This window comes from Cellulomonas sp. McL0606 (assembly GCF_058248365.1).
The window spans coordinates 1,870,584-1,896,680 of the sequence record NZ_CM177779.1; the positions used below are offsets into that span (position 1 = coordinate 1,870,584).

A 26,097-nucleotide genomic window follows, 5' to 3' on the forward strand; every position below is an offset into this window, starting at 1 on the left:
GCCCGCAGGACCGGTCGGGACGCGGGCCGAAGGACGGTCTGCGTGCCGCCCGCGCCGGCCGACCCGGAGGTCCACGTGGCGGCCGAGGTCCCGAGCACCCCGATGCCGGACGACCGCGTGCTGCGCGCCACGCGGGTCGTGTCGATCGTCATCGTCCCGTTCCTGCTGCTGGCCTGGGCCGTGCTCTACCCGTGGCCGAGCGACACCGGTCGGCTGTTCGCGTGGACGATCAAGGCCCACCTGTCGGCGATGGTCCTCGGGTCGGCCTACCTCGGCGGCGCCTACTTCTTCGTGCGGGCGGCCGGGGCGTCCGGCTGGCACACGATCAAGGCCGGCTTCCCGCCCGTCGGCTTGTTCGCCACCCTGATGGGCGTTGCGACGCTCCTGCACTGGGAGACCTTCGTCCACGGGCACGTCGCGTTCTGGCTCTGGGTGCTGCTCTACTTCACGACGCCGTTCCTCATCGCGTGGGTCTGGTGGCGCAACCGGGTGCACGACGCACCGGCCGCCGCCGACGACCTCCGTCTGCCGGGTGCCGCCGCCGCGGTGATCGCCGGCGTCGGGGGCCTCGCCCTGGTCACCGGCCTGTTCCTGTTCGTCGCCCCCGCGACGGCCGTCTCGATCTGGCCGTGGCCCCTGACGCCGCTGACCGCCCGCGTGATGGGAGCCGTCTTCTGCCTGGGGTCCGCCGGCCTCGGTGCCATCCGGGAGCAGCGGTGGAGCAGCGCGCGCATCCCTGTGCAGGTGGCCCTCGTGATGCTCGTCCTGCTCGTCGTCGCGGGCGTCCGCGGGCGGTCCTCGCTGGACCCGGCGCGACCCTTGACCTGGCTGTTCGTGGTGGGGTTCGTCGGCCTCACGCTCTCGACCGCCGCCCTGTATGTGCGGATGGAGCGGCGGTCGCCGTGACGAGCGGCGAGCTCGACGCGCTGCTGCTGCGCATGCGGACGGACCTCGGGTCCCTGGACGGCGACGTGCGGCGGTTCTTCCACGCCACGTACCTGCGCACCACCGTCGCGGTCGCGGACGAGATCGCGGCCGGCGGGTTCGCCGATCCCGGCTGGGTCGCGCGGTGGGACGTCGCCTTCGCCGAGCTCTACCTCGAGGCCCTCGACGCCGACCGCGCGGGCAGACCCGTGTCGGGGCCATGGAAGGTAGCGTTCGGTGCGCGCCCGGGGCTCCCACCCTTGCGCCACGTGCTGCTCGGGCTCAACGCGCACATCAACTACGACCTCCCTCAGGCCCTGCTCGCGGTGATCTCGTCCGCCGAGTTCGACGAGCCTGACGTGCTGCAGCGCCGGTCGGCCGACCACCAGCACCTCGACCTGGTGCTGCAGGCCCGCGTCGGAGCCGAGGACGACGAGCTCAGCGCGGTCTCCCGCGTCACACCGCTCGACCGGCTCCTACGGCCCGCCAACCGGGCTGCGTCCCGACGCTTCCTGGCCGAGGCCCGCGCGAAGGTGTGGCGCAACGCCGTCGTGCTCGACCGGGCGCGGCGCGTCGGTCGCTACGAGCCTGTCCTGGCCGAGCTGGAGGTTCTGTGCGCCGACCGGGTTCGGGACCTGCTGCCGTCGGGCCAGGTCCTGCTCAGCCTGGCCCGCCGCGGCTTCGGGGTCCTGCTCCCGGGCGCCTGACCTTGCTCCCGCTCATCCGGGCGTCGTCCTGGGACGGCCGGCGCCACCGGCCAGGCGCCGCGTCACCCGGTGCGCCTCGAGCAGGAGCAGCCGTCCGAGCTCGGCCTGCCGGTCCGTCTGGAAGCGCGTCTCGATGCCGGTGAGCGTCAACGCCCACATCGGGCGGTTGCCCCGGTCGAAGATGGCCGCGGCCATGCCCCAGCTGCCCTCGACGATCCGGCCGGGGTTCACGACGTAGCCGAGCCGTTTCGCGTCGGCGATGGTCTGGCGGATCGCGGGGACCGACTGGGCGACGCCCCAGCGGCCGCCGCGCAGGTCCAGCCGGGCGAGGGCGTCCTCGCGCTCGGCCTCGTCGAGGTGGGCCAGGATCGCCAGGCCGGCCGACCCGATGCCGAGCGGGAAGCGTGAGCCCTCGGTCAGGACGAACGACCGGACCGGGAAGCTGCCCTCCTCACGCAGGAGGCAGATCGTCTCGTTGCCGCGCCGCATCGACAGGAACGCGGACTCGCCGGTCGCGGCCGCGAGCCGCACCAACGACGGGTGGGCGAGTCCTCGATGGGGAACCGGCTCGCCGACGCCGTGCCCATCACGTACATCTCCGGGCCGAGGAACCACCGGCCCGTCTCGTCGTCGTGGTCGAGCAGTCCCTCGACGGCGAGCGCACTGAGCAGCCGGTGCACGGTCGGCTTGGTGAGGCCGGTGCTCTCGACGAGGTCGCTGAGACGGGCACCGGCGTCCCGGGCGAGCGAGATCTGACGCAGGAGCGCACCGACGCGCTGCACCACCTGGGTGCCCGGCGGATGGGGTGCGACGGACGAGAGAAAGTCCACCATGTGAAACATCACCTCCGAGATTCCACATCGTAGTCCACATGATGAAAGTCCTCCGTGGACGACGTACGGTCGCGACGATTCAGCGATCGAGCGCTCGAAGGAGAGACGTGTCGAAGCAGGTAGAGAGCGCGGCGTCGGCCGTCCGGGACGTGATCCGGGACGGCATGACCATCGCGGTCGGCGGGTTCGGGCTCAGCGGGAACCCGTTCGACCTCATCGAAGCGGTCCGCGACTCGGGGGCGCGCGAGCTCGTGATCGTCTCGAACAACATGGGCGTCGACGGCGTCGGACTCGGGGTCCTGCTCGAGAACAACCAGGTGGCCAGGGTCGTCGCGTCCTACGTGGGGGAGAACAAGCTGTTCGCGCAGCAGTACCTCTCCGGCGAGCTCGAGGTGGAGTTCGTGCCGCAGGGCACGCTCGCCGAACGTCTGCGCGCGGGCGGCGCGGGCATCCCTGCGTTCTACACGCGCACCGGCGTCGGGACGCAGGTCGCGCAGGGCAAGCCGACCGCGGACTTCGACGGGGTCACCTACCTGCAGGAGCGCGCGATCACCGCCGACCTGGCCCTGGTCCGCGCGCACCGCTCCGACACGGCCGGCAACCTGACCTACCGCTACACGGCCCGCAACTTCAACCCGGCCGTCGCGACCGCGGGCCGGATCACGGTGGCCGAGGTCGAGGAGATCGTCGAGGCCGGCGCCATCGACCCGGATGTCGTCGCGACGCCCGGGATCTTCGTCCAGCGCGTCGTGCTCGCCTCGCCCCGCACGAAGCCCATCGAGCAGCGCACCGTGCGACCCCGCGTCGCGACGGGCGCGTGAGGAGAACGGACATGCCCTGGACACGGGACGAGATGGCCGCGCGGGCCGCCTCCGAGCTGCGCGACGGTGCGTACGTCAACCTGGGGATCGGCATCCCGACCCTCGTCGCCAACAACATCCCCGACGGGCTCACCGTCACCCTGCAGAGCGAGAACGGGCTGCTCGGCATGGGGCCGTTCCCGTTCGAGGGCGACGAGGACGCGGACCTCATCAACGCCGGCAAGCAGACGGTCACGGTGCTGCCGGGCGGGTCGATCTTCGACTCGGCGACGTCGTTCGGGATGATCCGCGGCGGCCACGTCGACATCGCGTTCCTCGGCGCGATGGAGGTGTCCGGCACGGGTGACCTGGCCAACTGGGCGATCCCCGGCAGGCTGGTGAAGGGCATGGGCGGGGCGATGGACCTCGTCGCCGGCACCAAGCGCGTCGTCGTCCTCACCGAGCACACGGCCAGGGACGGGTCGCCCAAGATCGTCGACCACTGCACGCTGCCGCTCACGGGGCTGCGCTGCGTCCAGCGCATCATCACCAACCTCGCCGACTTCGAGGTGACGCCGGACGGCCTGGTGCTCAACGCCCTCGCCCCGGACGTGACCCTGGACGAGGTCCGCGCGTCCACCGGTGCGTCCTTCGAGATCGAGATGGCGGTGGCCCGATGAGCCTGCGCGAACGCTTCGGCACGGATGTCCTGCTCACCGGCTGGGGCCACTCCCCGTTCGGCAAGCTCACGGACGAGACCCTCGAGTCGCTGATCGTCCAGGTCGCGCGCGAGGCGATCGACGCCAGCGGGCTCGAGGCCCGGGACATCGACGAGATCTACCTCGGCCAGTTCAACTCGGGCCTCCTCCCGCTCGGCTTCGCCTCCTCGCTGGCACTGCAGGTGTCCGACGACCTCGCCGGCACCCCCGCCACGCGAGTCGAGAACGCCTGCGCGTCCGGCTCCGCGGCGCTCCAGCAGGGCGTCAAGTCGCTGCTGGCGGGGACGGCCAAGGCGGTCCTGGTGATCGGGGCGGAGAAGATGACGCACGCCCCGGCGTCCGTCGTCGGCGCGGCCCTGCTCGGCGCGGACTACGAGTCGGCGGGCACCGAGTCGACGAGCGGCTTCGCGGGGCTGTTCGCGACGACGGCCATCGCCTACCAGGACCGGTTCGGCAGCGTCTCGGACGTCCTGGGGTCGATCGCGTCGAAGAACCACCACAACGGCATGGCCAACCCCTACGCCCAGCTGCACAAGGAGCTGTCCGTAGAGTTCTGCCGCACCGTCTCGGACCGCAACCCGATGGTCGCCGACCCGTTGCGCCGCACCGACTGCTCGCCGGTCTCCGACGGCGCCGCCGCGGTCGTCCTGACCACGGCCCCCGTCACCGGCGCCGCGACCGCACCCGTGCGCCTCGCCGGCTTCGCCCAGGCCAACGACTTCCTGCCCGCGAGCAAGCGCGACCCGGTCGCGTTCGCGGGCAGCGTCGCCGCCTGGAACGGCGCGCTCGCCATGGCCGGCGTGACGGTCGACGACCTCGACCTCGCCGAGGTGCACGACTGCTTCACCATCGCCGAGCTCATCCTGTACGAGGTGATGGGCCTGGCCCCGCGCGGCAAGGGTGCGATCGCGATCGAGGACGGCTCCGTCTACCGCGACGGCCGGTTGCCCGTGAACCTCTCGGGCGGACTCAAGGCGAAGGGTCACCCGGTCGGCGCGACCGGCGTCTCCCAGCACGTGATCGCCGCGATGCAGCTGGCCGGGACCGCCGGCGAGATGCAGCTGCCCGGGGCTCGGCGAGCAGCCGTGCACAACATGGGCGGCCTCGCGGTGGCCAGCTACGTGAGCGTCCTCGAGTCCGTGTGACCGCACCGGGGTCTTCGCAGCGCCATGTTGCTGGACGACCACCTCGCGGTGACGATGGACCTGCTCGGCGGGGACGCATCGAGGTGCTGGTGGAACGTGGGAGGGTGCGACGCGACGCCCGGCGTCCCGACGAGATCGACGTCGCCGAGCGTTTCAACGACATGATGCGGGGGACCGCTCCCCACACCGGGCGCCGCCCGGCAGAGAAAGGCACCACCACCTGATGAGGCTCCACCCGCTGCGTACCTACAAGAGCTTCCGAGCCGCTGCCGCGCGAGGAGCAGCTGGCCTGGAAGATCGCCGAGGTCGCCGCCGACCCGGTCGCCGTCGACCCGGACGTCGCGGACATGATCGTCAACCGGTTCATCGACAACGCGTCCGTCGCGGTCGCGTCTCTGAAGCGCGCCCCGATCGTCGCGGCCCGCGGGCAGGCGCAGGCCCATCCGGTCGGTCCGGCGTCCGGGGGAGCGGGCGCGACGGTGTTCGGCATCGCGGGGCGGTACGGCCCGGAGTGGGCGGCCTACGCGAACGGCGTCGCCGTGCGCGAGCTCGACTACCACGACACCTTCCTGTCGGCCGAGTACTCGCACCCCGGAGACAACATCCCGCCGGTCCTCGCCGTCGCGCAGCACACCGGCGCCGACGGTGCCGCGCTCCTGCGCGGCATCGCGACCGGGTACGAGATCCAGGTCGACCTGGTGAAGGCCATCTCGTTGCACGCCCACAAGATCGACCACGTGGCCCACCTCGGCCCGAGCGCGGCGGCGGGCATCGGGACGCTGCTGGGCCTGCCGGTCGAGACGATCTATCAGGCGATCGGGCAGGCCCTGCACACCACGACGGCCACCCGGCAGTCGCGCAAGGGCGAGATCTCGACCTGGAAGGCATCCGCTCCGGCATTCGCCGGGAAGATGGCGATCGAGGCGGTCGACCGGGCCATGCGCGGCCAGACCAGCCCGTCACCGATCTGGGAGGGCGAGGACGGCGTCATCGCCTGGCTGCTCGACGGACCCGAGGGCCGCTACGAGGTTCCGCTCCCGGAGCCCGGAGAGGCCAAGCGCGCGATCCTCGACACCTACACCAAGGAGCACTCGGCCGAGTACCAGGCGCAGGCGTGGATCGACCTGGCCCGCGCGCTGGGAGCCGCTCACCCCGAGATCCGCGACCCCGCCAACGTCGAGCGGATCGTGCTGGCCACCAGCCACCACACGCACTACGTGATCGGCACCGGCGCCAACGACCCGCAGAAGTTCGACCCCGAGGCCAGCCGCGAGACGCTGGACCACTCGATCGCCTACATCTTCGCGGTCGCGCTGCAGGACGGTTCGTGGGACCACAACCTCTCGTACGCGCGGTCGCGGGCCACGCGACCGGACACGGTGGCGCTCTGGCACAAGATCAGCACCGTCGAGGACGCGGAGTGGACGCGGCGGTACCACTCGAACGACCTGACGGAGAAGGCGTTCGGCGGACGGGTCGAGATCGACCTGGTGGGCGGCGGCCGGATCGTCGACGAGATCGCGCTGGCCGACGCGCACCCGCTGGGCGCGCGGCCGTTCACCCGGCCGGACTACGTCCGCAAGTTCCGCACGCTGGCCGGCCCGGTGCTCTCCGAGGGGCAGATCGACACGTTCCTGGGCCTGGCCGAGCGGCTGCCGTCGCTGACGCCCGCCGAGGTGGGCGACCTCAACGTGCTGGTCGCCGACCTGCCCGAGGCACCGAAGGGGCTGCTCTGATGCTGCACTCGAGCGTGACCGCCGCGGACAAGCGCGCCGCCTTCCGGGCCCGCCTGGGCGCCGGCGACCTGATCCGGATGCCCGGTGCCTTCAACCCGCTGAGCGCTGCCCTCATCCAGGACAAGGGCTTCGAGGGCGTCTACATCTCGGGCGCGGTGCTCTCGGCAGACCTGGGGCTGCCGGACATCGGCCTGACCACGCTCACCGAGGTCGCGCAGCGCGGCGCGCAGATCGCCCGGGTCACCGACCTGCCCACCCTCATCGACGCGGACACCGGGTTCGGCGAGCCCATGAACGTCGCGCGCACCGTCCAGGTGCTGGAGGACGCGGGCATCAGCGGGATGCACCTCGAGGACCAGGTGAACCCCAAGCGCTGCGGCCACCTCGACGGCAAGGAGGTGGTCGACGAGGCCACCGCGCTCAAGCGCATCCGCGCGGCCGTCGAGGGTCGTCGCGACCCCAACTTCCTCATCATGGCGCGCACCGACATCCGGGGCGTCGACGGGCTGGCTGCCGCCGTCGACCGGGCCAGGGCGCTGCAGGACGCCGGAGCCGACGCGATCTTCCCGGAGGCGATGGCCTCGCTGGAGGAGTTCGCGGCGGTCCGGGCGGCGGTGAGCGTGCCGATCCTGGCCAACATGACGGAGTTCGGCAAGAGCGAGCTGTTCACCACCGGCCAGCTGGCCGACGTGGGCGTGAACATCGTGATCTTCCCGGTCTCGCTGCTGCGCCTGGCGATGGGCGCGGCCGAACGCGGCCTCGAGACGATCCTCGCCGAGGGCTCCCTGACGTCGAGGGTGCCCGAGATGCAGACCCGCGCCCGGCTGTACGAGCTGCTCGACTACGAGAGCTACTCGACCTTCGACGCGGGCATCTTCACGTTCGACCTGGACAACAACAGGAGCGGTGCATGACGGACATCAAGAAGGGGCTGGCCGGGGTCGTCGTCGACACCACCTCGGTGTCCAAGGTGAACCCCGAGACGAACTCGTTGCTCTACCGCGGCTACCCCGTGCAGAGCGCGTCCACCCAGCCGTTCGAGGCGGTCGCCTACCTGCTGTGGAACGGCGAGTCCCCGACGACGCGCAGCTCGCCGAGCTGCGCTCCACAGAGCGTCCGCTGCGCGCCCTCGACCCGGACGTCCGGACGGTCCTGGACCTGACCCCGCTCGACGCGCACCCGATGGACGAGGTGCGGACCGCGGTCAGCCTCCTCGGAGCTGCGGCGCTGGCCGGCTCGGGCTCGGTGCTCGACGCCGGCGGCAGCCCCGAGGACAACCTGCGGCGCAGCCTGCAGCTGTTCGCGGCCCTGCCGGCGATCGTCGCGTACGGCCAGCGTCGTCGACGCGGGCTGGACGCCGTGGAGCCGCGCGACGACCTCGACTACGCCGCGAACTTCCTCTGGATGACGTTCGGCGAGGAGGCCGACGAGGCCGTCGTCGACGCATTCAACCGGTCGATGATCCTGTACGCCGAGCACTCGTTCAACGCCTCGACGTTCACGGCTCGGGTGGTCACCTCGACGCTGAGCGACCTCTACTCGGCGGTCGTCGCCGCGATCGGCGCGCTCAAGGGCCCGCTGCACGGCGGCGCCAACGAGGCCGTCATGCACGTCTTCGACGAGATCGGTTCCGCGCAGGACGTGACGGCCTGGCTGGACACCGCCCTCGCCGAGAAGCGCAAGATCATGGGCTTCGGGCACCGCGTCTACAAGCGTGGCGACTCCCGGGTCCCTACCATGAGGGCTGCGCTCGAGAGCCTGGTCGAGCACTACCACCGACCCGACGTCCTCGAGCTGTACACCGCGCTCGAGACCCAGTTCGTCGCGCGCAAGGGCATCTACCCGAACCTGGACTACCCGTCTGGGCCCGCCTACAACCTCATCGGCTTCGACACCGCGACCTTCACGCCGATCTTCGTCGCCGCCCGGATCACGGGCTGGACCGCGCACATCCTCGAGCAGGCGGCCTCGAACGCGCTGATCCGACCCCTGTCGGAGTACGTCGGCCCGGACGAGCGGCACGTCGAGGGGTACGTCCCGCACGCCGACGAGCTGGCGCTGGCGGACCGCCCGGAGGAGCTCGGCTGACTCCCGCCGCCCGGTCCGGGTGAACCGGTCGCACCCCCGTCTCGTGTCAACTCGTGTCGGGCCCGTCGTGGGCTCGCGGAGGAAGGGTTGACGACGATGACGATCCTGAGGCGCGTAGCGATGGCTGCGGCGGTCGTGGTGACCGCCGGACTGATCGGGGCTCCCGCGGCTTTCGCCGGTGGCGGGCACGAGGGAGGTGGTCGGACCATCTTGGACGCAGAGCTGGCCGGGAGCCTGACGACCGATCCGGTCCTGTTCCAGAACGTGGCTCCAGGCGGGGCCAACTGGGTGATCGGCAACGGAGAGGCGCGGTTGCGCCACGACGGTCGCCTGGACGTGCGGGTGCGCGGCCTCGTCCTGACGTCGTCCGGCGCGAATCCCATCACGCAGCTCTCCGCGAGCGTCGCGTGCAACGGCGCCGTGGTCGCGACAACGGCCGTCGTGCCGTTCTCGTCCACGGGCGACGCCAAGATCAACGCCAAGGTCGCGCTGCCGAAGCGGTGCATCGCGCCGGTCGTGCTGCTCAACCCGCGTGGCGTCGCCACGGTCTACATCGGCGTGACCGGCACCGAGGGATGAGGTGGGCCCCGTCCGGGCCTCGTCGGCTTCGACGCCGCGACGTCCACCGGGGCACTGACGTGTGACGCGAGAGGCCTCCGCGTGCCAGCCCGGGTTCCTACCCCGGCTCGCCACGGAGGTCTCTCGCGACGTCGAGGTCACTGCACCCGACCGGCCAAGCTGGAGCAGGTCGGCTGACGACGGCCGCCTCAGCCCTGGCCGACGATGCTGAGCATCCCGGAGACCGCGCTCCCAGGGTGGTGGCTCGCCCGGACGGCGGGTCCGGTGAGCACCGGGAACCGGGCCTTGACCTGGTTGATCATGAGCCCGGAGGCTGCGCCCACGAGCGTGCCGACCACGCCGGCGAACAGCTGGTCGATGCCCAGCCCGATCGCGACCGGGACCAGCAGGAAGGTGGTGCGGACGCGGGTGTGGGCCAGCTCGCGGACCACGGCCCGGTTGTACTCCTCCACCAGCTGCTCGAGGAGCGTCGCGACGTCTGCGGCGGTCCACGTCGGCGACAGCTGGTTCTCCCAGGCCCAGAGCTTCACGCCGGGCCCGGCGGAAGTCGTCGTCGCCGATCAGGTCCAGCACCCGGTGCAGGGTCTCCTCGTCCGGGTCGTCGACGCAGGCCAGCGGCAGCTGGAGCCGCAGCCCGGGCTGCCCGCTGCGCCACTCGAACGTGAGGGCGTCGAGGTCCGTCGAGGCCGAGCCGCCGGTGAACCGGACGGAGTCGGTCCCCTGGTAGGCGGCGACGAGCTCGGCGTCGTCGCGTGCCACCCGGCCGCGACCGTCGTGCGCGGCGAATGCTGGGTGCAGGGTCGGCTGGTCGAGCGGTGAGCGCGGGAACCGGTCGTCGTCGGTGTCCATGAGGGTGACGAACGGGCGGTCGGCCAGGAACTCGGCGGTGAGCAGGTAGGCGCGTTCCGGGTCGGCGCGTTCCTGCGGGCTCAAGTGGTCGAACGCGAACCGCCACTTCTCGCGCAGCTCCGCGTCCCACGGGATCGTCACCGCGGCGTCGCCCAGCTGGGTCACGCGCAGGGCCAGCAGCTCCGGGTCCCAGCCGGCATCGGCCCAGTACGTGAAGTCGTCGTCGTCCGCGGGGCACGGGAAGACGACCGCGTCGTGCATGAGCACGTCCGAGATCAGAGCACCGAGGTCGGTGTGCGCCCGGACCGAGTAGGTGGCCCAGCGGGGCCGCACCCGGGGTTCAGCGTCGTGCGACATCTCTGCCGTCCTTCGGTCGGCGATCGTCTTCCAGCATCCCCCTCCGGCGCGCCCGCGGACAGCCCGGCCCTAGGCGATCGACGTCGCGGACCTCTCGTCGCCCGCTCCGGCGCCGCCGGGCGTCAGTCCGTGACCCTCCCTACGGTGGACCCATGACCATCCCCACGCTCACCCTGAACAACGGCGTCACGCTGCCCGCCCTCGGCTTCGGTGTGTTCCAGACGCCGCCCGACGAGACGGTGGCCGCGGTGCGGACGGCGCTCGAGGTCGGCTACCGGCACATCGACACCGCGGCGGCCTACGGCAACGAGCGCGAGGTGGGCAGGGCGCTGCGCGAGTCCGGGGTCCCGCGCGAGGAGGTGTTCGTCGAGACCAAGGTCTGGATCAGCGACTACGGGTACGACGCCACCCTGCACGCGTTCGACAAGTCCGCCGTCAAGCTCGGCGTCGACACGATCGACCTCCTGATCCTGCACCAGGCGCTGCCGAGCCGCTTCGACCTGACGATCGATGCGTACCGGGCCCTGGAGCAGCTCCTGGCCACCGGCAAGGTCCGGGCGATCGGGGTGTCGAACTTCATGACGGACCACCTCGACGAGCTGTTGGCGGCCACGACCGTCGTGCCCGCGGTGAACCAGATCGAGGTCCACCCGTACTTCCGTCAGCCGGCCGTCCTCGCCGCGGACGCAGCGCACGGGATCCTCTCCCAGGCGTGGTCGCCCATCGGCGGCATCACCTTCTACCGCGACAGCGGGCACCCGTCCGCGCTGGCCGACCCGACCATCGCCGCGATCGCGGCCACCCACGACCGGACCCCCGCGCAGGTCATGCTGCGTTGGCACCTGCAGCGGGGCCGGTCGGCGATCCCGAAGTCCGTCACCCCGTCGCGCATCGCGGAGAACTTCGCCGTGACCGACTTCGAGCTCACCGACGCGGAGCTGGCGGCGATCGACGCCCTGGACACCGGGCACCGCGGCGGCCCGGAGCCGGCGACGATGACCCTCGAGGCCTGGGGGCGCCCGGTCCCGGAGGCCTGACGCCGGTTACCTCGGGACGAACCGCTCGACGAGGAACCCAGGAATTCGCCCTGGCGTGCTGCTCATGTTGGCCGCTCGATCCGTCGATGACATATCGAGGTTGCGAGCGACCAAGGAGGGTAGCCATGGCACTCACGTTCGACGCATATCCGACACCGGCGTCATCGAGCGCTGCGGTCAACCCCGCGAAGCTGCGGGACGAGATCCACCGACTGTCGCAACGGCTGGTGCGCGCCAAGGAGTCCTACAACCAGGACTTCATCGACGGCGACCCCGGCGTGCCCCTCGACGAGCAGCTCGCGGTCATCGAGAGCTACGCGGCCAGGCTCGAGAGCGCGACCGAGCTGCTCCGTCAGGCCGAGGCCGCAGCCCAGTCACCGACCGAGGTGCCCGAGCAGCCGTCGCGGATCGCCGACCCGCTGCCGCCCCAGCCGGGGCTGCACCAGGCCCCGGTACCGGAGCCCCAGGTCCAGGAGCCCCAGGTCCAGGAGCCCCCGGTCCAGGAGCCCCGGGTCCCGGAAGCCCAGGTCCCGGAGGCCCGGATCCCGGAGCCCCAGGTCCCGGAGGCCCGGATCCCGGAGCCCCGGATCCCCGAGCCCCAGGTCCCGGAGGCCCGGATTCCGGAACCCCGGACACCGCAGCCTGCGGCACCCCCGGTGCCACCTCTGCCCCGTCCGACCGGTGTCGGAATCGCGAACCCGGACGGCACGCCGCTCGTCAACGACGGCGGCGCCATCCTCCGCACCGAGGATGCCGCGGTGGGCGACTACGTCCGGCATGCCGCCGAACAGCGCTGGCTGGCGGCGACCGGTCGCTCGTCCGGCGGCGAGTTCGTCGCGGTCTGCGACGCCATCCTCGCGGCCCTCGCGCACAAGCACGGCGTGGGGCTCGAGGACGAGCGCCAGCTGCTGGCTCGTCAGGTCGACGCTCGGTACCGACGCGACTACGGGTGAGGCGTCGCCGTGGTCGGCCCGGGCGGGTTCGATCGCGGCACGCACGACCGAGGAGTGGTCCGTCGCTGCGTCACTGTCTTGACTAGGTGAAGCGTTCGTCTCCGGTCGGCTCGTAGTGCGGCACCGCGTTCATCCGGTGCCGCAGGTGACAGCTCCTCATACATCCGCTTCCTCGCCCGGCTCTGGTTGCCCAGCGGACGGTGCTCGGCGATCGTGTGCCACGGGTTGTACGACAGCTGCTTCGCGAACTCCATCTGCGCGGGCGAGTCGAACGTCTGCCTCGGGAGGCGAAGCGTGGCGACGGGCACCCGCGGCGACAGCTTCGTCGGCCACAGCACGCCGGCGTTCTCGATCGGCATCAGGTGCGGGTCCGTCTGCACCTGCACGCGCACCTCCAGCTCCACATCACCCTCCGACAGCGACGCCACCATCGCGTCGCGCAGGTAGTCGTCGGGCGGGCGGAACGGCAGGCGCGGGATGGGTGTCTTCCTGCTCGACGTCGGCCACACGGAGTACGACATCGCCTGACCCTCACCCATCAGGTAGGGCACGCAGCTGAAGTAGGGCGCCTCGAACGGGCTGCTCTGGGTCTTGGTGTAGAGCGACTGCATGAGCATGTCGAACACGTGCGGGGCGCGCAGGTTGACGAAGTAGAACAAGGCCGCGTTCTGCACGCTCCAGAGCTGAAGCGCCGCGTTGGCCATCGCGTCGGGCGTGACGAAGGTGGCGGTCGACACGCCGAACATGTCGAGCGTGTGCCGCTCGTCGTTGAGCAGCTTCGGGCCCTCGACGCCCATGAGCTTGATGCTGATGCTCATGAAGCCGACGTCGTCGATGTCCGGCGTGATGTACGGCCCCGGCCCCGAGAAGCGTACCCACGCCGTGAAGGTCTGCGGCTTCGCGTAGATCCCGCGGCGCAGGTGCTCGGGCAGGTTGTCGTGCACGGTCAGCGCCCCGGCAGATGCCGTGCGTCTTGGTGTTGCCGCCGCGCTCGAAGCCGCCGGGCTTCCACAGGCCGGTCATCTGTTCGGTGAAGCTGCGCACGATCGAGTCGGTGAAGCTTTCCTCGTCGACCATCGCTCGCTCTTCCGCGATCTGCAGCTGCAGGTTGCGGCGGTTGACGTTGATGAGCGAGGTGATGAGTCGCTCGGCGCGGTCCTTCAGCAGGGCGTCGAGGGTCGGTCGGACGAACGGGTCGAAGCGACGCTCCAGCCGCAGCAACGCCGTGGCGGTGTCGGCGACGAAGTCGCGCCAGGCCACGCCGGTCGCGGCGCGCGGCTGCGGGTGGCTCGCGTTGGAGCTCGCGGTCGGCGTGGTGGGCACCCTCAGTCGCGAGTGGCCAGGACGGCGAGCGTCGTGTTGGCGGACGAGATGAGCGCCGTGGTGACCGCGGCACGCCGAGGCAGGTCCCCGCGCATGCCGGACACGACCGCCGACACCGTGTCCGAGGCGTGGATGAGGATGGCCAGGCGGGCCAGCTTGCGTCGCGAGGCGTCATCCGCGGTGAGCAGCTCGATGCCCAGGAGGATCGTCCGGATGCCGAACATCCGGAACGGATACATGCCCGCCCGGGACGCCTGTTCGTCCGTCGCCAGCCGGCGCAGGAGCACCTGGGGAGCAAGCAGGCCGAGCGTGCCCATGACGATCCGCACGACGGCCAGGATCTGACCCGAACGGCGGCTCGCGGTCGATGTCGCCATGGCGTCTCCCCTGATCGACTCCCGTGCCACGTTGGCACCGGTGCCGGTCGCTGTCAACGCTTGCACGTCCCTGTCCGGTATCGACCGGTTTACGCCTTTACAAGCCTGGGCGGCGGGAGCACGCTGGAGGGCGATCAAGCCGACCTCGACCACCGGCTTGCGGCAGGGGAGGTCTGGCCATGTCGAGCAGGAACGCGACGCGTCAACCGACGATCACGCAGCCTCACACCGAGGCCGCCCTGATGCGCCTGGGCAATCGGCTCCTCGACGAGCTGTTCCGGGCGAGCCCTCCTGGTCCCGTTCCGAAGGGAAGCTGCGCGGCACAGTTCTCGCCTTTCCCGGAACCCGAGCGGTGAAGCCGATCTCGATCTTCGCCCGTGCGTTCTTGTGGCAGGGGAAGGTCGTCGACGCGGAGCAGGCCAGCCTCAAGAACCTCATCAGCCCGTTCCGGCTGCGACTGATCAAGGCCACGTTGTCCACGGCTGAGAAGCTGGGTCGACGGCGACCCGATCGTCCTCATCGACTACTCCCGCACCTCGCGCGTCGCCCACATGGTCCGTGATGAGATCCGCCTCGTCGGCCCCGGCCTCTACCTCGGAGTCGTCTGGCTGTGGCATCGGCGCGTCGGCTGGTTCACGCTCCGACAGCGGGGGTCGAAGTAGCCCGACGAACCGGCTCGCGACGGGTAGGCACATGGTCCCAGGGGTGGTTGCATGCCGGCACAGGTAGCGGTGTGCGTCCAGGCGGAGCTCGTCGCCGACCGCGAAGAGGCCGCCCGGGACCAGCTGGCACAGATCCGCGTCGATGACTTCGACGCGATCGGCACGGTTCACTTCGCCCGCGCCTTCGTCCTCGAGCCGGTGATCGACACCGAGGGACATCCGATACCGCCGTCGATCGTCTACATGGCTGACGTCGACGGTTCTGCCGACGAGCACTTCCGAGCGCTGCCGACCGAGATCCACGCACTGTTCGAGAACTGCCGGGGCTACCCGGGCACGCCCGGCGTGGCAGCGCGTCTCCTGTGGTTGCACGAGCACTCCTTGCGGCCGGCCGCCTACTACCGGCACACCGCCGACCGCCCGGTGGAGCAGATCAAGCGTGAGGCATACCTGCGCGAGCAGGTCGAGGTCGTGCTCGACGAGCTGACGGCCGCCCAGCGAACCTCGGTCGACGCGGTCGCGCACACGGTGTACCGCGCGGTGAAACGGCGCCCCGACCTGGCGTGGGCGATCCGTCGACCCTCGAGCCCGGGACTCACCTACGGAGTGCTCCGGATCTCGACGCTGGTCGCGATCGTCCTCGGCCTGCTCCTCGTGCTCCCGCTCGTCGGCCCGTTCCTTGTCGCGTGGGTGCTCGTGGTGCGGGTCCTGGAGCTGCGCGACACGCCGGAGAGCGGAGCGGTCGACATCGGGCACATCGACGCGGTCCGTCGCTACGAGGACCATGGGGTCCAGAACCCCTTCACCGGCATCGGGTTCGTCAAGCCTGGGATCGTGCGACGCCTCACGATGCGCGGCGCGCTGCTCGGGCTCGATCTGGCGTTCCGTCTCGTCATGTACCGAGACAACCTGTCCGGGGTCCAGACCATCCACTTCGCCCGGTGGCAACCGGTCGACGGTGGCCGACGGCTCATCTTCGCCAGCAGCTACGACGGCAACCTCGAGAAGCTACATGGACGACTTCATCTCCCGGCTGGCCTGGGGCATCAACCTCGTCTTCAGCAACGGCATCGGCTTCCCGCGCACGCGCTGGCTGTTCTTCGGTGGCGCCAAGGACGAGATCGCCTACAAGCACTACCTGCGCCGGCACCTGGTGCCGACCGTGGTGTTCTACTCGGCCTACCCGACGCTCGCGGCGACGCACATCGACCGGAACGCGGACGTCCGTCGGGCCCTTCGCGCCCAGGACCCGCGATGGCTCGAGGCGATGTGAGCGGGGCGATGGGCGACCTGCTCGACCTGGGCGACCTCCAGGGTCTGGTGGTGCGCGGATACGGGAAGCTCCCGTGCGCCGCCTACGTCCTGCTGCACGCGCCGACGTCCGACGGGCTCCGAAGGCTGGCACGGTGGGCTGCGCCGCGAGTCACCACCGGCGACGAGAGTCCGGACGACCAGGCGATGCAGGTCGCCCTGACCCACGACGGCGTCCGCTGCCTGACCGAGTGGGACGACCTCCCCGACGGGTTCTCCGAGCCGTTCCGCACGGGCATGGACACCGAGTACCGGAACCGGATCCTGGGCGACACGGGCACGAACGATCCGAGCGGGTGGCTGTGGGGGCGCTCCGGGGAGGAGCCCGTCCACCTCCTGCTCCTGCTCTACGCCCAGGACGCCCGGACCCTGACGACGCTCGTGGCCGAGGTACGCGCCCAGGCCGAGCAGGACGGCGTCCGCGTGCAGCGGGTCCTTTTGGCCGACGGTCTGAGCGACCGGGAGGTGTTCGGGTTCAGGGACGGGATCTCGCAGCCGACGATCGCAGCGGTCACCGGCGGTCCCGACCCCGCGGAGGCGCTGAGGCCTGGGGAGTTCGTGCTCGGCTACCGCAACGAGTACGGCCAGCAGTCCGAGCGCCCCCTCCTGCAGCAGTCCGCGGACCCCGAGCGGATGCTGCGCCGCGACCGGTCGGGCGCTCCGGACCTCGGGCGCAACGGCACGTACCTCGTCTTCCGCCAGCTCCGCCAGGACGTCGACGGGTTCTGGGATCACGTGAATTCGGCGACGGACGGGGACGCGGCGCAGGCCGAGCACCTCGCAGCACGCATCGTCGGCAGGTGGCCCAGCGGGGCACCCTTGGTGCTGGCACCCGCGGTCGACGACCCCACCCTCTCGGCCGCCAACGACTTCGGGTACCACGACGTCGACCCCCTCGGCGTGCGGTGCCCCGTGGGTGCCCACGTCCGGCGCGCGAACCCGCGCGACTCCCTGCCGCCGAACCCCGGCACAGACGCCTCGCTCCGTGGCGTCCGGACGCACCGACTGGTCCGGCGGGGCAGGACGTACTCCGACGCCGACGAGCGCGGCCTGTACTTCCTGTGCCTGAACGCCAACCTGGCACGCCAGTTCGAGTTCGTGCAGCACAGCTGGTTGAACGGCAACGTGTTCGCGCCGCTGGACGACGCGGACGATCCGTTGATCGGCTCCCGGGTGCACGGGCCGTCGACCTTCACCGTCCCCGGGGAACCTGTCCGACACCGGTACCGAGAGCTCCCGCAGTTCGTCCAGATGCGTGGGGGCGCCTACTTCTTCCTGCCGGGCCTCCGGGCGCTCCACTACCTCGCAGCACGCCCCAGGGGTGGATCGGCTGCGTAGAACGCACGTCAACGACACGAACCTCGGGGGAACGATGCGCAAGCAGTCAGCATTCGGCAAGCTGGTGGAGCTGCTCGACAAGCGATTCGAGTGGCACAGGTTCCCGACCCTGCTGGGGGTGCTCGCGCTCATCGGCATCCGGAACACACTGCGCGCCCGCAACCTGTTCAGCACGTCCCAGGGGTCCGGTGCCACGGCGCCGGTCCCGGCCCCACCGCGCCACCTGGTCGCCCGTACGACGGACGGCTCGTACAACGACCTGGCGCACCCGGCCATGGGGATGGCCCGGACGCGGTTCGGCCGGAACGTCCCTCTGGAGCTGACCAGGCCCGAGGTGCCGCCTCGGCTGTTCACCCCCAACCCCCGGACCATCAGCGACGCCCTGCTGCTTCGACACGAGTTCAAGCCGGCGACCACGTTGAACGTGCTCGCGGCCGCGTGGCTCCAGTTCGAGACGCGCGACTGGTTCAGCCACGGCACCGACATGGAGCACCCGATCCGGGTGCCGCGCCCGGCGGGCGACGACTGGCCGGACGACCCCATGGTGTGGCCGAGCACGCCCAGGGACCCCAGCAACCACGCGACCGACGGCTCGGCGACGTGGGTCAACACCGAGACCCACTGGTGGGACGCGTCCCAGCTGTACGGGAGCACGCCCGAGTTCGAGCACGCCGTCCGCCTCGGCACCGCTGGAAGGGTCCGGATCCGGGACGACGGCCTGATCGACGTGGACCCCGCGCTGCTGGGCACCTCGGGCGGCCAGGACGGCTGGTGGATGGGCCTCGAGCTCATGCACACGCTCTTCATGCGTGAGCACAACGCGATCTGCGACCGGCTCGCAGCGTCCTACCCGTCGTGGAACGACGACCAGCTGTTCGAGAAGGCGCGGCTGATCAACGCGGCGCTGATCGCCAAGATCCACACGGTCGAGTGGACACCGGCCATCCTCGGCCACCCGGTGCTGCACATCGCCATGCGCGCGAACTGGTGGGGCGTGGCCGAGGAGAAGGTGCACGACCTCGTCGGCCGGCTCTCGTCCAGCGACCTGATCAGTGGTATCCCCGGGTCGCCGACGGACCACCACGGCGTGCCGTACGCCATGACGGAGGAGTTCGTCGCGGTCTACCGGATGCACCCGCTGATCCCCGACGACTACGAGATCCGTGACGCCGAGACGGGCGACGTGAGCGAGCGCCTGGGATTCATGGACCTGCACGGGTTGAGCGAGATCGGTCCTGGAGCGGGTCTCGGCGACGAACGCGTTCTACTCCCTCGGCGTGGCCCACCCCGGGGCCCTGCGCCTCCACAACAGCCCACGCTTCATGCACCGGCTGCCGCGCAACGACGGCGCGCTGATCGACCTGGCCGCGATCGACGTGCTGCGCTCGCGGGAGCGTGGCGTGCCGCGCTACAACGAGTTCCGCCGCCTCATGCACATGGCACCCGTGGGCAGCTTCGACGACGGCGACGACCCCGCGACGGTCGCGAAGCTGCGCGAGATCTACGACGACGACCTGGAGGACGTCGACCTGATGGTCGGCATGCTGGGCGAGCAGCTCCCGCGCGGCTTCGGGTTCAGCGACACCGCGTTCCGGATCTTCGTCCTCATGGCGTCCCGGCGACTGAAGAGCGACCGGTTCTTCGGCGTCGACTTCACCAAGAAGACCTACACGCCGGAGGGCATGGCCTGGATCGACGGCAACGACATGTCGTCCGTCATCGTCCGGCACTACCCGGGAGCTCGCCTCGGCCGTGCGCGGGGTGCGCAACGCGTTCGCGCCGTGGCCGCTCCCGTCGGCGTAGCGCCCGACGGCAAGGTCGTTGCTCAGCCGATGGCGCCGATCGCGGTGCCCCAGTTCGCAAGGTAGGGCGGGTACCCGAAGGTGCCGGGAACGTATTCCGCGGCCACCCACACCGTGCCGCCGGCGTCGGCGACCGCGGCGGAGTAGTCGCCCCAGCGTTCCTGCCCGTTGCCGTCGTACTGCGGGTAGCCGGTGAATCCGTCGGCGGGCTTCGTCCCGGCTCCGTAGATCGAGACCGGGCCCGTGACTGCCCCGTCGCTGGTGAGGCGGACGTAGGCGGTCGAAGGGTAGAAGTCCGGTCCGACCAGCGTGAACACCATTGCTGCCTTCGTCCCGCCTGCGGCGACCCCGATGGATGGGTACATCACCGAGCTGCGGTCGACTGCGACGTAGCCCTGGTTCGCCATGGTGGCGGACACGCTGTTCGCGGTGCTGCTGGGCTGGACGACGAAGTAGGCGATCGCGGTGGTGGTGGGGCCGTTCTTGGTCTTCGCAGCCGTGTTGACGCCGCTCCAGAGCCTGCCGCCGGAGTAGACGACCTGGTTCATCCGGTCGTCGTTCGACTGGAGGAGGTTGAGCTTGTCCTTCAGGCTCTGGCCCAGGGGATAGGGGCCGGCCTTCTGCTGCACCGACGGTGGCTGGCCGTAGACCTCGCTGCTGATCACCACGCTGGAGAGCTGCACCGCCGGGCTCGCCGTGGTGAGGCTCTGGGTGTTGGTGAGCGCCCAGGTGGCGACGCGGTTGTCGAGCTTGGCGTTGAAGTCGAGTGCCGACAGCGCGTACTCGGTGCCGTTGTTGGCGCTCGACCACTCGGACGGGACGGGCGAGGTCGCCGGCTGCACGCTGTACGCGGTGCCCTCAGCGAGCTGGAGGCCGCCGGATTCGATGCGCTGCACCTTCATCGTGCCGTTGGCGAGGGCGGCTTTGTCGAACGCGTAGATCTGGGCGCCGTTGAACTGCGGGCCGTCGATCGAGAACTCGTTCGTCGTGACGTAGAACCCGTAGCGGTCGGCGCCGATCAGGGGCTGGTCGCCCAGGCAGGGGCAGCCGGCGTGGCTGGGCGTGCCGGGCGCGCCGTCGTTGCGGACGTCGAGCCGGTACTGGTACCAGTCGGCCGCGCTCGTCGACGGGGTGGAGGACTTGCTGACCGCGATGTTCTCGAAGCTGGTCCCGGTGAAATCGCCGGTCGCTGGGTCGACACCGAGCTGGAAGCTCGGTCATGAAGAACCGGCTCAGCTGGGGATCGAAGTAGCACTTGGGGTCGGACAGGAACGGCCCGTACGTACCGGTCGCCCGGTCGATCTCGGGAGTGCCGTTGTTCCAGAACGGCACGTACGCCTGCGGCGCGGACGTACGTGTGCCGGATGTCGAGTACGTGGCTAACACGTTGTTCACGCCCTCGATCACCTCACTCGTCCCCACGCAGAGCGCCTGGTCCGGGGGTTCGAGGCTGAACTGGTTGCCCCCGTTCGCGTCGCGGGTGTCCTTCAGGCTCAGGCCCTCCGCCCGCTTCGAGGCGGGATCGGCCGCCACCGACTGGCTCGTCGGCCGCGGAAGACCCGCGGCGGGCACCCGGGCGGGAGCGTTGGACCTCGGTGGTGTGAGGACGGATGCGGCGTCTTCACCAGGCTCGAAGGGGCGCACCTCCGTCCCACCGTTCGGTGTTGCCGCGGTCGCAGCCGCAGGTACGAACAGACCTGCGCCGAAGACGAAGCCGCCCGCGACGGCCAAGGACGCGATGCGCCGTGAGACGCTCGCAGACGTTCGAACCACGATCGGCCTCCGGGGGAAGAATCGGCAGTGAGTTCACCTAACGCGCGGCCCTCGAGATCTGTCAATGGCGAGGCCCGGCCGGGCCGACCGGCTGCCACCGACCAGGCCTCAAGCTCCTTGCGCCAGGTGGGCGCGCCTGCGCCGTGGGACGCTGGGCGAACGCGGGGACTCGACGAGGAGGCCGCAGATGTGCCGGTGGATCGCGTACACGGGTTCGCCCGTGCGGCTCGACGAGCTGCTCTACAAGCCTGCCAACTCGCTCGTCATGCAGAGCCTGCACAGCCGGCTGGGTGCGGAGCCGACCAACGGGGACGGGTTCGGCGTCGGGTGGTACGACGAGCACTCGTCGACGCCGGGGCTGTTCCGCAGCGTCGAGCCCGCGTGGAGCGACCGCAACCTGCGCGAGCTCTCGCAGCACGTGCGGTCGGGAGTCGTGCTCGCGCACGTCCGGGCGACGAGCGGGTCGGCCGTGCAGCAGACCAACTGCCACCCGTTCCGCCACGACCGCTGGCTGTTCATGCACAACGGGCTGATCGCACGGTTCAGCGAGCTCAAGCGAGACCTCCAGCTGGCCGTCGACCCCGAGCTCTTCCCGACGATCGAGGGCACCACCGACTCCGAGACGCTCTTCCACCTCACGCTGACGTTCGGACTGACCGACGACCCGCAGAAGGCCGTCGCCGCTGCGATCGGGCTGGTCGAGGACGTCGCTCGCCGGCACGGCGTCGAGTACCCGATGCAGGGCACGATCGCGACCACCGACGGCGAGCGCCTGTGGGCGTTCCGCTACTCGTCGGAGGGCCGGTCGCGCTCACTGTTCCACAACCAGGACGTCGCGGTGCTCCGTCAGCAGTACCCCGACAACCCGACGCTGCACGGCCTGTCCGCCGACACGCGCATCGTCGTGTCCGAACCCCTGGGCGACCTCCGTGGCGCCTGGCTCGAGGTGCCGGAGAGCACGTGCCTCGTGATCGGCGGCGGCGTGCAGGAGACCGTCCCGTTCGCGCCCGCGGCACCGTAGCAGGGCGTTCCGGGCTCTCGTCGGTTCGGTTCAGAGAGCCGTTCGCGGCAGTCGGTCCTAGCGTGGGAGGTCACGTTCGTCGATTCGGCGTCCGACGCCACGCCAGACGGTCGCCGGGAACGGAGTCGCCATGTCTCGCACCTACACGGTCGGGTACTTCGTCGGGAGCCTCTCGTCGACGTCGATCAACCGGATCCTGTCGAAGGCCCTGATCGCGCTGGCGCCCGACGACCTGGAGTTCGTCGAGATCCCCATCGGGAACCTGCCCCTGTACAGCCCCGACTTCGACGCGGACTATCCGCCCGAGGCCCGCGCGCTCAAGGAGTCGATCGCCGGTGTGGAGGCCGTGCTGTTCGTCACCCCGGAGTACAACCGGTCGATCCCGGGTGCGCTGAAGAACGCCATCGACTGGGCGTCGCGGCCGTGGGGACGCAACTCGTTCGACCACATGCCGGCGGCCGTGATCGGGGCGTCGGTCGGGGCGATCGGGACCGCCGTGGGCCAGCAGAGCCTGCGCGCAGTCCTAAGCTCTGCAACGCACGGCAGATGACGTCGCCCGAGGCGTACATCCATTTCTCGCCCGAGGTCTTCACGCCCGACGGTGAGGTCACCGACGACTCGACCGCCGCGTTCCTCCGGGCGTACATGAGCGAGTTCCACGACCACCTGGTCCGGGTCCTCACCGTGCTGCCGCGCACGTGATCCGGTGGTCGCCGTGCGTGCAGCTCAGTCCGCGATCACGCCCAGCTTCTTTCAGCCTCGATCGTCATGCGGCGGGCGATCTCGGCGTAGCCGGCGTCGTCCGGGTGCTGGTACTGGTCGTCGGACCGCCACTCGGGGTGGTCGGTGAGCCAGTCGCCCGCGCCAGCGACGTAGTCGGCGTGGACCTCTGCCGCGCCGGCCTTGACCGCGTCGGCAACCAGGGTGAATCCCGGCGACACGGGCGCGGGGATCCAGAACGGCTCGACGACGACGAGCCGCGCCTGGGGTGCCTCGGCCCGGAAGCGCGCGAAGTCGTCGTGGATGGCGGTGGTGATCTCGTCGATCTGGTCCTCCGCGACGAACGTGTCGTTGAGGCCCATCGTCACGATGATCAGGTCGGGGTGGGCATCGAGGACCGTCTGGACGGCGTCCGTGCCGTCTCGGTCGGCGACGAAGCCGAGCCCGTTGATCCCCGCGTTGTGCTCGACCCAGCCTTCCTGCTGCGCCAAGACAGTGCTCCAGCGTGCCGCGGGTGAGCTCGCTTGCTCGCCGAACGTGTAGGAGTCGCCGTAGAAGGCGACGGACGCACCGGCCGGGACGGCGGCGGTCGACGACGTCTTGCCGTCGGCGGGGCGGGTCACCAGGAAGACGCCGACCGCCGCGACGACCACGACGGCGCCCACGACAAGGAGCGCGCGGAACGGGCCGGATCCTTTGACCGAAACCGGTTTCGGATTTGTCATGGTCGCAACGTAGCGGACCTGACCTGCGCAAAGAGGGGTTCTGACACCCCGGATCCTGCTGGCCCGTGAGTGGCCGCCGCCGCGGTCGCCTCCTGAGCGCCATTGCCGCTGATGTCACGGATAATATATGATCCGCAGGTGACTGACCATGAGTCGACGGCGACGCAGGACGAGCGGTTCCGGGCACTGCCTGGGCGTCCGGGCAAGGTCATCGCGGTGCACCTCAGCTATACGTCGCGCGCGGACCAGCGCGGCCGGAGGCCCGGCCACGCGTCGTACTTCCTGAAGCCGTCCAGCTCGATCGCCGCGTCCGGGGGGGTTGTCGAGCGGCCGGCAGGCACCGAGTTGCTCGCGTTCGAGGGCGAGGTGGCGCTGATCATCGGCACACCGGCGCGGCGCGTCACCATCGATGCGGCCTGGAGCCACGTCGACTGGGTCACGGCCGGCAACGACCTTGGCCTCTACGACCTGCGGACGAACGACCGAGGCTCCAACCTTCGGGCCAAGGGTGGCGACGGCTTCACGCCGCTCGGTCCCGCGCTCATCGACGCGCGCACGGTCGACCCAGGCGCGCTACGCGTGCGCTCCTGGGTGAACGGTGCGCCGGCTCAGGCCGACACGACGGCGAACCTCATGTTCTCGCTGGCCCAGATCGTCGCGGACCTCTCGCAGCACCTCACGCTCGAGACCGGCGACGTCATCCTCACAGGGACGCCCGCCGGGGCGAGCGTCCTCGTGCCCGGCGACGTCGTCGAGGTCGAGGTCGACGTCCCGGGCGGCTCGAGCACCGGACGGCTCGTCACCACGGTGACGCAGGGGGAGGTGGCGTTCGACGACGCTCTCGGGTCGCTGCCGAGCATCGACGACGCGCAGAGGGCCGAGGCGTGGGGCTCGCGCGAGGCCGCCGGATTGGGACCGACGCTCGCACCCTCGCTGCGCGAGAAGCTGCTCCGGACGCCCGTCGCCGGCCTGTCCGCCCAGCTGCGCCGGCGGGGGCTGAACAACGTGACGATCGAGGGCGTGCGGCCGCTGCGGCCCGGCGCGAAGCTGGTCGGCACCGCGCGGACGCTTCGGTTCGTCCCCAACCGGGAGGACCTGTTCGAGCGGCACGGTGGCGGGTACAACGCGCAGAAGCGGGCGTTCGACGCCGTCGGCACGGGCGAGGTGCTGGTGATCGAGGCCCGCGGCGAGACCGGCTCGGCGACTCTCGGCGACGTGCTCGCGATCCGGGCGCACTCACGTGGCGCGGCGGGGATCGTCACCGACGGCGGCGTGCGGGACGGCGATGCGGTTGCGGCCGTGGGCATCCCCGTCTTCTGCGCGGGCACGCACCCTGCCGTCCTCGGCCGCAAGCACGTGCCGTGGGATGGGGACGTGACGGTCGCCTGCGGGGGCGCGACCATCCAACCGGGCGACATCATCGTCGGCGACTCGGACGGAGTGATCGTCGTGCCACCGGCGCTCGCCGAGGAGGTCGCCGACGCGGCGCTCGCCCAGGAGGACGAGGACGCGTGGATCGCGACGCAGGTCTCGGCGGGTCACGCCATCGACGGGCTGTTCCCCATGAATGCCAGCTGGAGAGCGAGGTACGAGGCATGGCGGGCAGCGCAGTGAGCGTCGTCGCGGGGTTGAGCAAGTCCCAGCTGGCCTACCTCTGGATCAAGGAACGGATCGCGAAGCAGGAGTTCACACCCGGCTACCGGCTCGTGCTCGGGACGATCGCCAACGAGCTCGACATGAGCGTCGTGCCGGTCCGCGAGGCGGTGCGCCAGCTCGAGGCCGAGGGACTGATCACGTTCGAGCGCAACGTCGGCGCGCGGGTCGCGATGGTCGACGACTCCCAGTACCGCTTCGCGATGGAAGCCATCACGGTCGTCGAGAGCGCCGCGACGGCACTGGCGGCCCGGAGCCTCACGGTCGACGACATCCGCCACGCCCGGGCCGTGAACGAAGTCATGACCAGGTCCCTCACCCGCTTCGACCCCCGGTCGTTCTCCGCGCTGAACCAGGACTTCCACCACATCCTCTACTCGAGGTGCCCGAACCCGCGGCTGCTGGAGATCGTCGAGGCCGAGTGGGCCCGGCTCGCGCCGATGCGCGACTCGATCTTCGCCTTCGTCCCCGGCAGGGCACAGGAGTCCGTGCGCGAGCACGAGGACATCCTCGTGCTCATCGAGGGCGGTGCGCCGGTCCGGGACGTCGAGGACGCCGTGCGGCGGCATCGCGCGGGCACGCTCACCGCCTATCTGGCGCACGAGCACCCCGACGAGGCTCGGGCAGCGTCGTCCCTGGACACCTCGACGACGACGAAGGAGTAG

General features: G+C 70.7%; 23 protein-coding genes and 3 pseudogenes. 19 read left to right on the top strand and 7 right to left on the bottom strand.

Features of this window, described 5'->3' with window-relative positions; genetic code table 11:
* The first annotated feature begins 42 nt into the window (after positions 1-42).
* Together AC38ZX_RS09430 and AC38ZX_RS09435 are read left to right on the top strand one after the other, a co-directional pair.
* On the top strand, positions 43-906 hold the full coding sequence (locus AC38ZX_RS09430; RefSeq protein ID WP_491297076.1) for a hypothetical protein: 864 nt from the start codon (positions 43-45) through the stop codon (positions 904-906).
* A complete protein-coding gene (locus tag AC38ZX_RS09435) occupies positions 903-1,631 on the top strand; it encodes a DUF5995 family protein (RefSeq protein ID WP_491297077.1) in 729 nt (242 codons plus the stop codon). The genes AC38ZX_RS09430 and AC38ZX_RS09435 overlap by 4 nt, the downstream gene beginning before the upstream one ends.
* Positions 1,632-1,643: 12 nt before the next feature.
* Here the strand turns inward: AC38ZX_RS09435 and AC38ZX_RS09440 are convergent, their stop codons facing one another.
* Both AC38ZX_RS09440 and AC38ZX_RS09445 read right to left on the bottom strand, forming a co-directional pair.
* On the bottom strand, positions 1,644-2,162 hold the full coding sequence (locus AC38ZX_RS09440) for an IclR family transcriptional regulator (RefSeq protein ID WP_491297078.1): 519 nt from the start codon (positions 2,160-2,162) through the stop codon (positions 1,644-1,646).
* Positions 2,048-2,473 (bottom strand): helix-turn-helix domain-containing protein, encoded by a 426-nt coding sequence (locus tag AC38ZX_RS09445; RefSeq protein ID WP_491297079.1) that lies wholly within the window; start codon positions 2,471-2,473, stop codon positions 2,048-2,050. Before AC38ZX_RS09445 ends, AC38ZX_RS09440 begins: the two co-directional genes overlap by 115 nt.
* Before the next feature lie 155 nt (positions 2,474-2,628).
* Here AC38ZX_RS09445 and AC38ZX_RS09450 point away from each other — a divergent pair, with 155 nt between their 5' ends.
* From AC38ZX_RS09450 to AC38ZX_RS09480, 7 genes and pseudogenes are all read left to right on the top strand, one after another.
* Positions 2,629-3,285 (top strand): CoA transferase subunit A, encoded by a 657-nt coding sequence (locus AC38ZX_RS09450; RefSeq protein WP_491297349.1) that lies wholly within the window; start codon positions 2,629-2,631, stop codon positions 3,283-3,285.
* An 11-nt stretch (positions 3,286-3,296) separates the two neighbouring features.
* Positions 3,297-3,944 (top strand): CoA transferase subunit B, encoded by a 648-nt coding sequence (locus AC38ZX_RS09455; RefSeq protein WP_491297080.1) that lies wholly within the window; start codon positions 3,297-3,299, stop codon positions 3,942-3,944.
* Positions 3,941-5,128, top strand: a complete 1,188-nt coding sequence (locus AC38ZX_RS09460; protein ID WP_491297081.1) for an acetyl-CoA acetyltransferase — start codon at positions 3,941-3,943, stop codon at positions 5,126-5,128. Before AC38ZX_RS09455 ends, AC38ZX_RS09460 begins: the two co-directional genes overlap by 4 nt.
* 266 nt (positions 5,129-5,394) lie before the next feature.
* Positions 5,395-6,864 carry an MmgE/PrpD family protein gene (locus AC38ZX_RS09465; RefSeq protein ID WP_491297350.1) on the top strand — a complete coding sequence of 490 codons (1,470 nt, stop codon included), beginning with the start codon at positions 5,395-5,397 and terminating at the stop codon, positions 6,862-6,864.
* Entirely contained in the window at positions 6,864-7,778 is a 915-nt protein-coding gene (prpB, locus tag AC38ZX_RS09470) for a methylisocitrate lyase (RefSeq protein ID WP_491297082.1), read from the top strand. Before AC38ZX_RS09465 ends, prpB begins: the two co-directional genes overlap by 1 nt.
* Positions 7,775-8,952: pseudogene (locus tag AC38ZX_RS09475) on the top strand (bifunctional 2-methylcitrate synthase/citrate synthase). Before prpB ends, AC38ZX_RS09475 begins: the two are co-directional and overlap by 4 nt.
* Before the next feature lie 96 nt (positions 8,953-9,048).
* Positions 9,049-9,531: a hypothetical protein gene (locus AC38ZX_RS09480; RefSeq protein WP_426595567.1), complete on the top strand. Its 483-nt coding sequence runs from the start codon at positions 9,049-9,051 to the stop codon at positions 9,529-9,531.
* 188 nt (positions 9,532-9,719) lie between these two features.
* Here the strand turns inward: AC38ZX_RS09480 and AC38ZX_RS09485 are convergent, their stop codons facing one another.
* Entirely contained in the window at positions 9,720-10,061 is a 342-nt protein-coding gene (locus AC38ZX_RS09485; protein ID WP_491297083.1) for a hypothetical protein, read from the bottom strand.
* A gap of 828 nt (positions 10,062-10,889) precedes the next feature.
* Here AC38ZX_RS09485 and AC38ZX_RS09490 point away from each other — a divergent pair.
* Together AC38ZX_RS09490 and AC38ZX_RS09495 are read left to right on the top strand one after the other, a co-directional pair.
* Entirely contained in the window at positions 10,890-11,774 is an 885-nt protein-coding gene (locus AC38ZX_RS09490; RefSeq protein WP_426595570.1) for an aldo/keto reductase, read from the top strand.
* Between the two features lie 125 nt (positions 11,775-11,899).
* Complete coding sequence (locus AC38ZX_RS09495; protein WP_491297084.1) at positions 11,900-12,727, top strand: hypothetical protein; 828 nt, start codon at positions 11,900-11,902, stop codon at positions 12,725-12,727.
* Here the strand turns inward: AC38ZX_RS09495 and AC38ZX_RS09500 are convergent.
* Both AC38ZX_RS09500 and AC38ZX_RS09505 read right to left on the bottom strand, forming a co-directional pair.
* Positions 12,718-13,671 carry a catalase family protein gene (locus AC38ZX_RS09500; RefSeq protein ID WP_491297086.1) on the bottom strand — a complete coding sequence of 318 codons (954 nt, stop codon included), beginning with the start codon at positions 13,669-13,671 and terminating at the stop codon, positions 12,718-12,720. The two genes, AC38ZX_RS09495 and AC38ZX_RS09500, sit on opposite strands and share 10 nt — an antisense overlap.
* Before the next feature lie 381 nt (positions 13,672-14,052).
* On the bottom strand, positions 14,053-14,427 hold the full coding sequence (locus AC38ZX_RS09505) for a hypothetical protein (RefSeq protein ID WP_426595573.1): 375 nt from the start codon (positions 14,425-14,427) through the stop codon (positions 14,053-14,055).
* 352 nt (positions 14,428-14,779) lie between these two features.
* Between AC38ZX_RS09505 and AC38ZX_RS09510 the strand changes: the two genes are divergently transcribed.
* The 4 genes and pseudogenes from AC38ZX_RS09510 to AC38ZX_RS09525 all read left to right on the top strand — a co-directional run bounded on the left by AC38ZX_RS09510 (position 14,780) and on the right by AC38ZX_RS09525 (position 19,606).
* Positions 14,780-14,989 carry a hypothetical protein gene (locus AC38ZX_RS09510; protein ID WP_491297087.1) on the top strand — a complete coding sequence of 70 codons (210 nt, stop codon included), beginning with the start codon at positions 14,780-14,782 and terminating at the stop codon, positions 14,987-14,989.
* A gap of 151 nt (positions 14,990-15,140) precedes the next feature.
* Positions 15,141-17,738, top strand: a complete 2,598-nt coding sequence (locus AC38ZX_RS09515) for a Dyp-type peroxidase (protein WP_491297089.1) — start codon at positions 15,141-15,143, stop codon at positions 17,736-17,738.
* A 280-nt stretch (positions 17,739-18,018) separates the two neighbouring features.
* A pseudogene (locus tag AC38ZX_RS09520) lies at positions 18,019-18,855 on the top strand (peroxidase family protein); the annotation flags it as partial.
* 118 nt (positions 18,856-18,973) lie between these two features.
* Positions 18,974-19,606: a peroxidase family protein gene (locus AC38ZX_RS09525; RefSeq protein ID WP_491297351.1), complete on the top strand. Its 633-nt coding sequence runs from the start codon at positions 18,974-18,976 to the stop codon at positions 19,604-19,606.
* Here AC38ZX_RS09525 and AC38ZX_RS09530 read toward each other — a convergent pair.
* Positions 19,564-20,436 (bottom strand): hypothetical protein, encoded by an 873-nt coding sequence (locus AC38ZX_RS09530; protein ID WP_491297091.1) that lies wholly within the window; start codon positions 20,434-20,436, stop codon positions 19,564-19,566. The genes AC38ZX_RS09525 and AC38ZX_RS09530 overlap by 43 nt on opposite strands.
* 1,064 nt (positions 20,437-21,500) lie before the next feature.
* On the opposite strand from AC38ZX_RS09530, the gene AC38ZX_RS09535 reads away from it, so the two are divergent.
* On the top strand, positions 21,501-22,334 hold the full coding sequence (locus tag AC38ZX_RS09535; protein WP_426595579.1) for a class II glutamine amidotransferase: 834 nt from the start codon (positions 21,501-21,503) through the stop codon (positions 22,332-22,334).
* Positions 22,335-22,464: 130 nt separating this feature from the next.
* Positions 22,465-23,036, top strand: a pseudogene (locus AC38ZX_RS09540) (NADPH-dependent FMN reductase).
* A gap of 35 nt (positions 23,037-23,071) precedes the next feature.
* Here the strand turns inward: AC38ZX_RS09540 and AC38ZX_RS09545 are convergent.
* On the bottom strand, positions 23,072-23,779 hold the full coding sequence (locus tag AC38ZX_RS09545; protein WP_491297094.1) for an SGNH/GDSL hydrolase family protein: 708 nt from the start codon (positions 23,777-23,779) through the stop codon (positions 23,072-23,074).
* A 111-nt stretch (positions 23,780-23,890) separates the two neighbouring features.
* On the opposite strand from AC38ZX_RS09545, the gene AC38ZX_RS09550 reads away from it, so the two are divergent.
* Complete coding sequence (locus AC38ZX_RS09550; protein WP_491297096.1) at positions 23,891-25,393, top strand: fumarylacetoacetate hydrolase family protein; 1,503 nt, start codon at positions 23,891-23,893, stop codon at positions 25,391-25,393.
* Complete coding sequence (locus AC38ZX_RS09555) at positions 25,375-26,097, top strand: GntR family transcriptional regulator (protein ID WP_491297097.1); 723 nt, start codon at positions 25,375-25,377, stop codon at positions 26,095-26,097. Before AC38ZX_RS09550 ends, AC38ZX_RS09555 begins: the two co-directional genes overlap by 19 nt.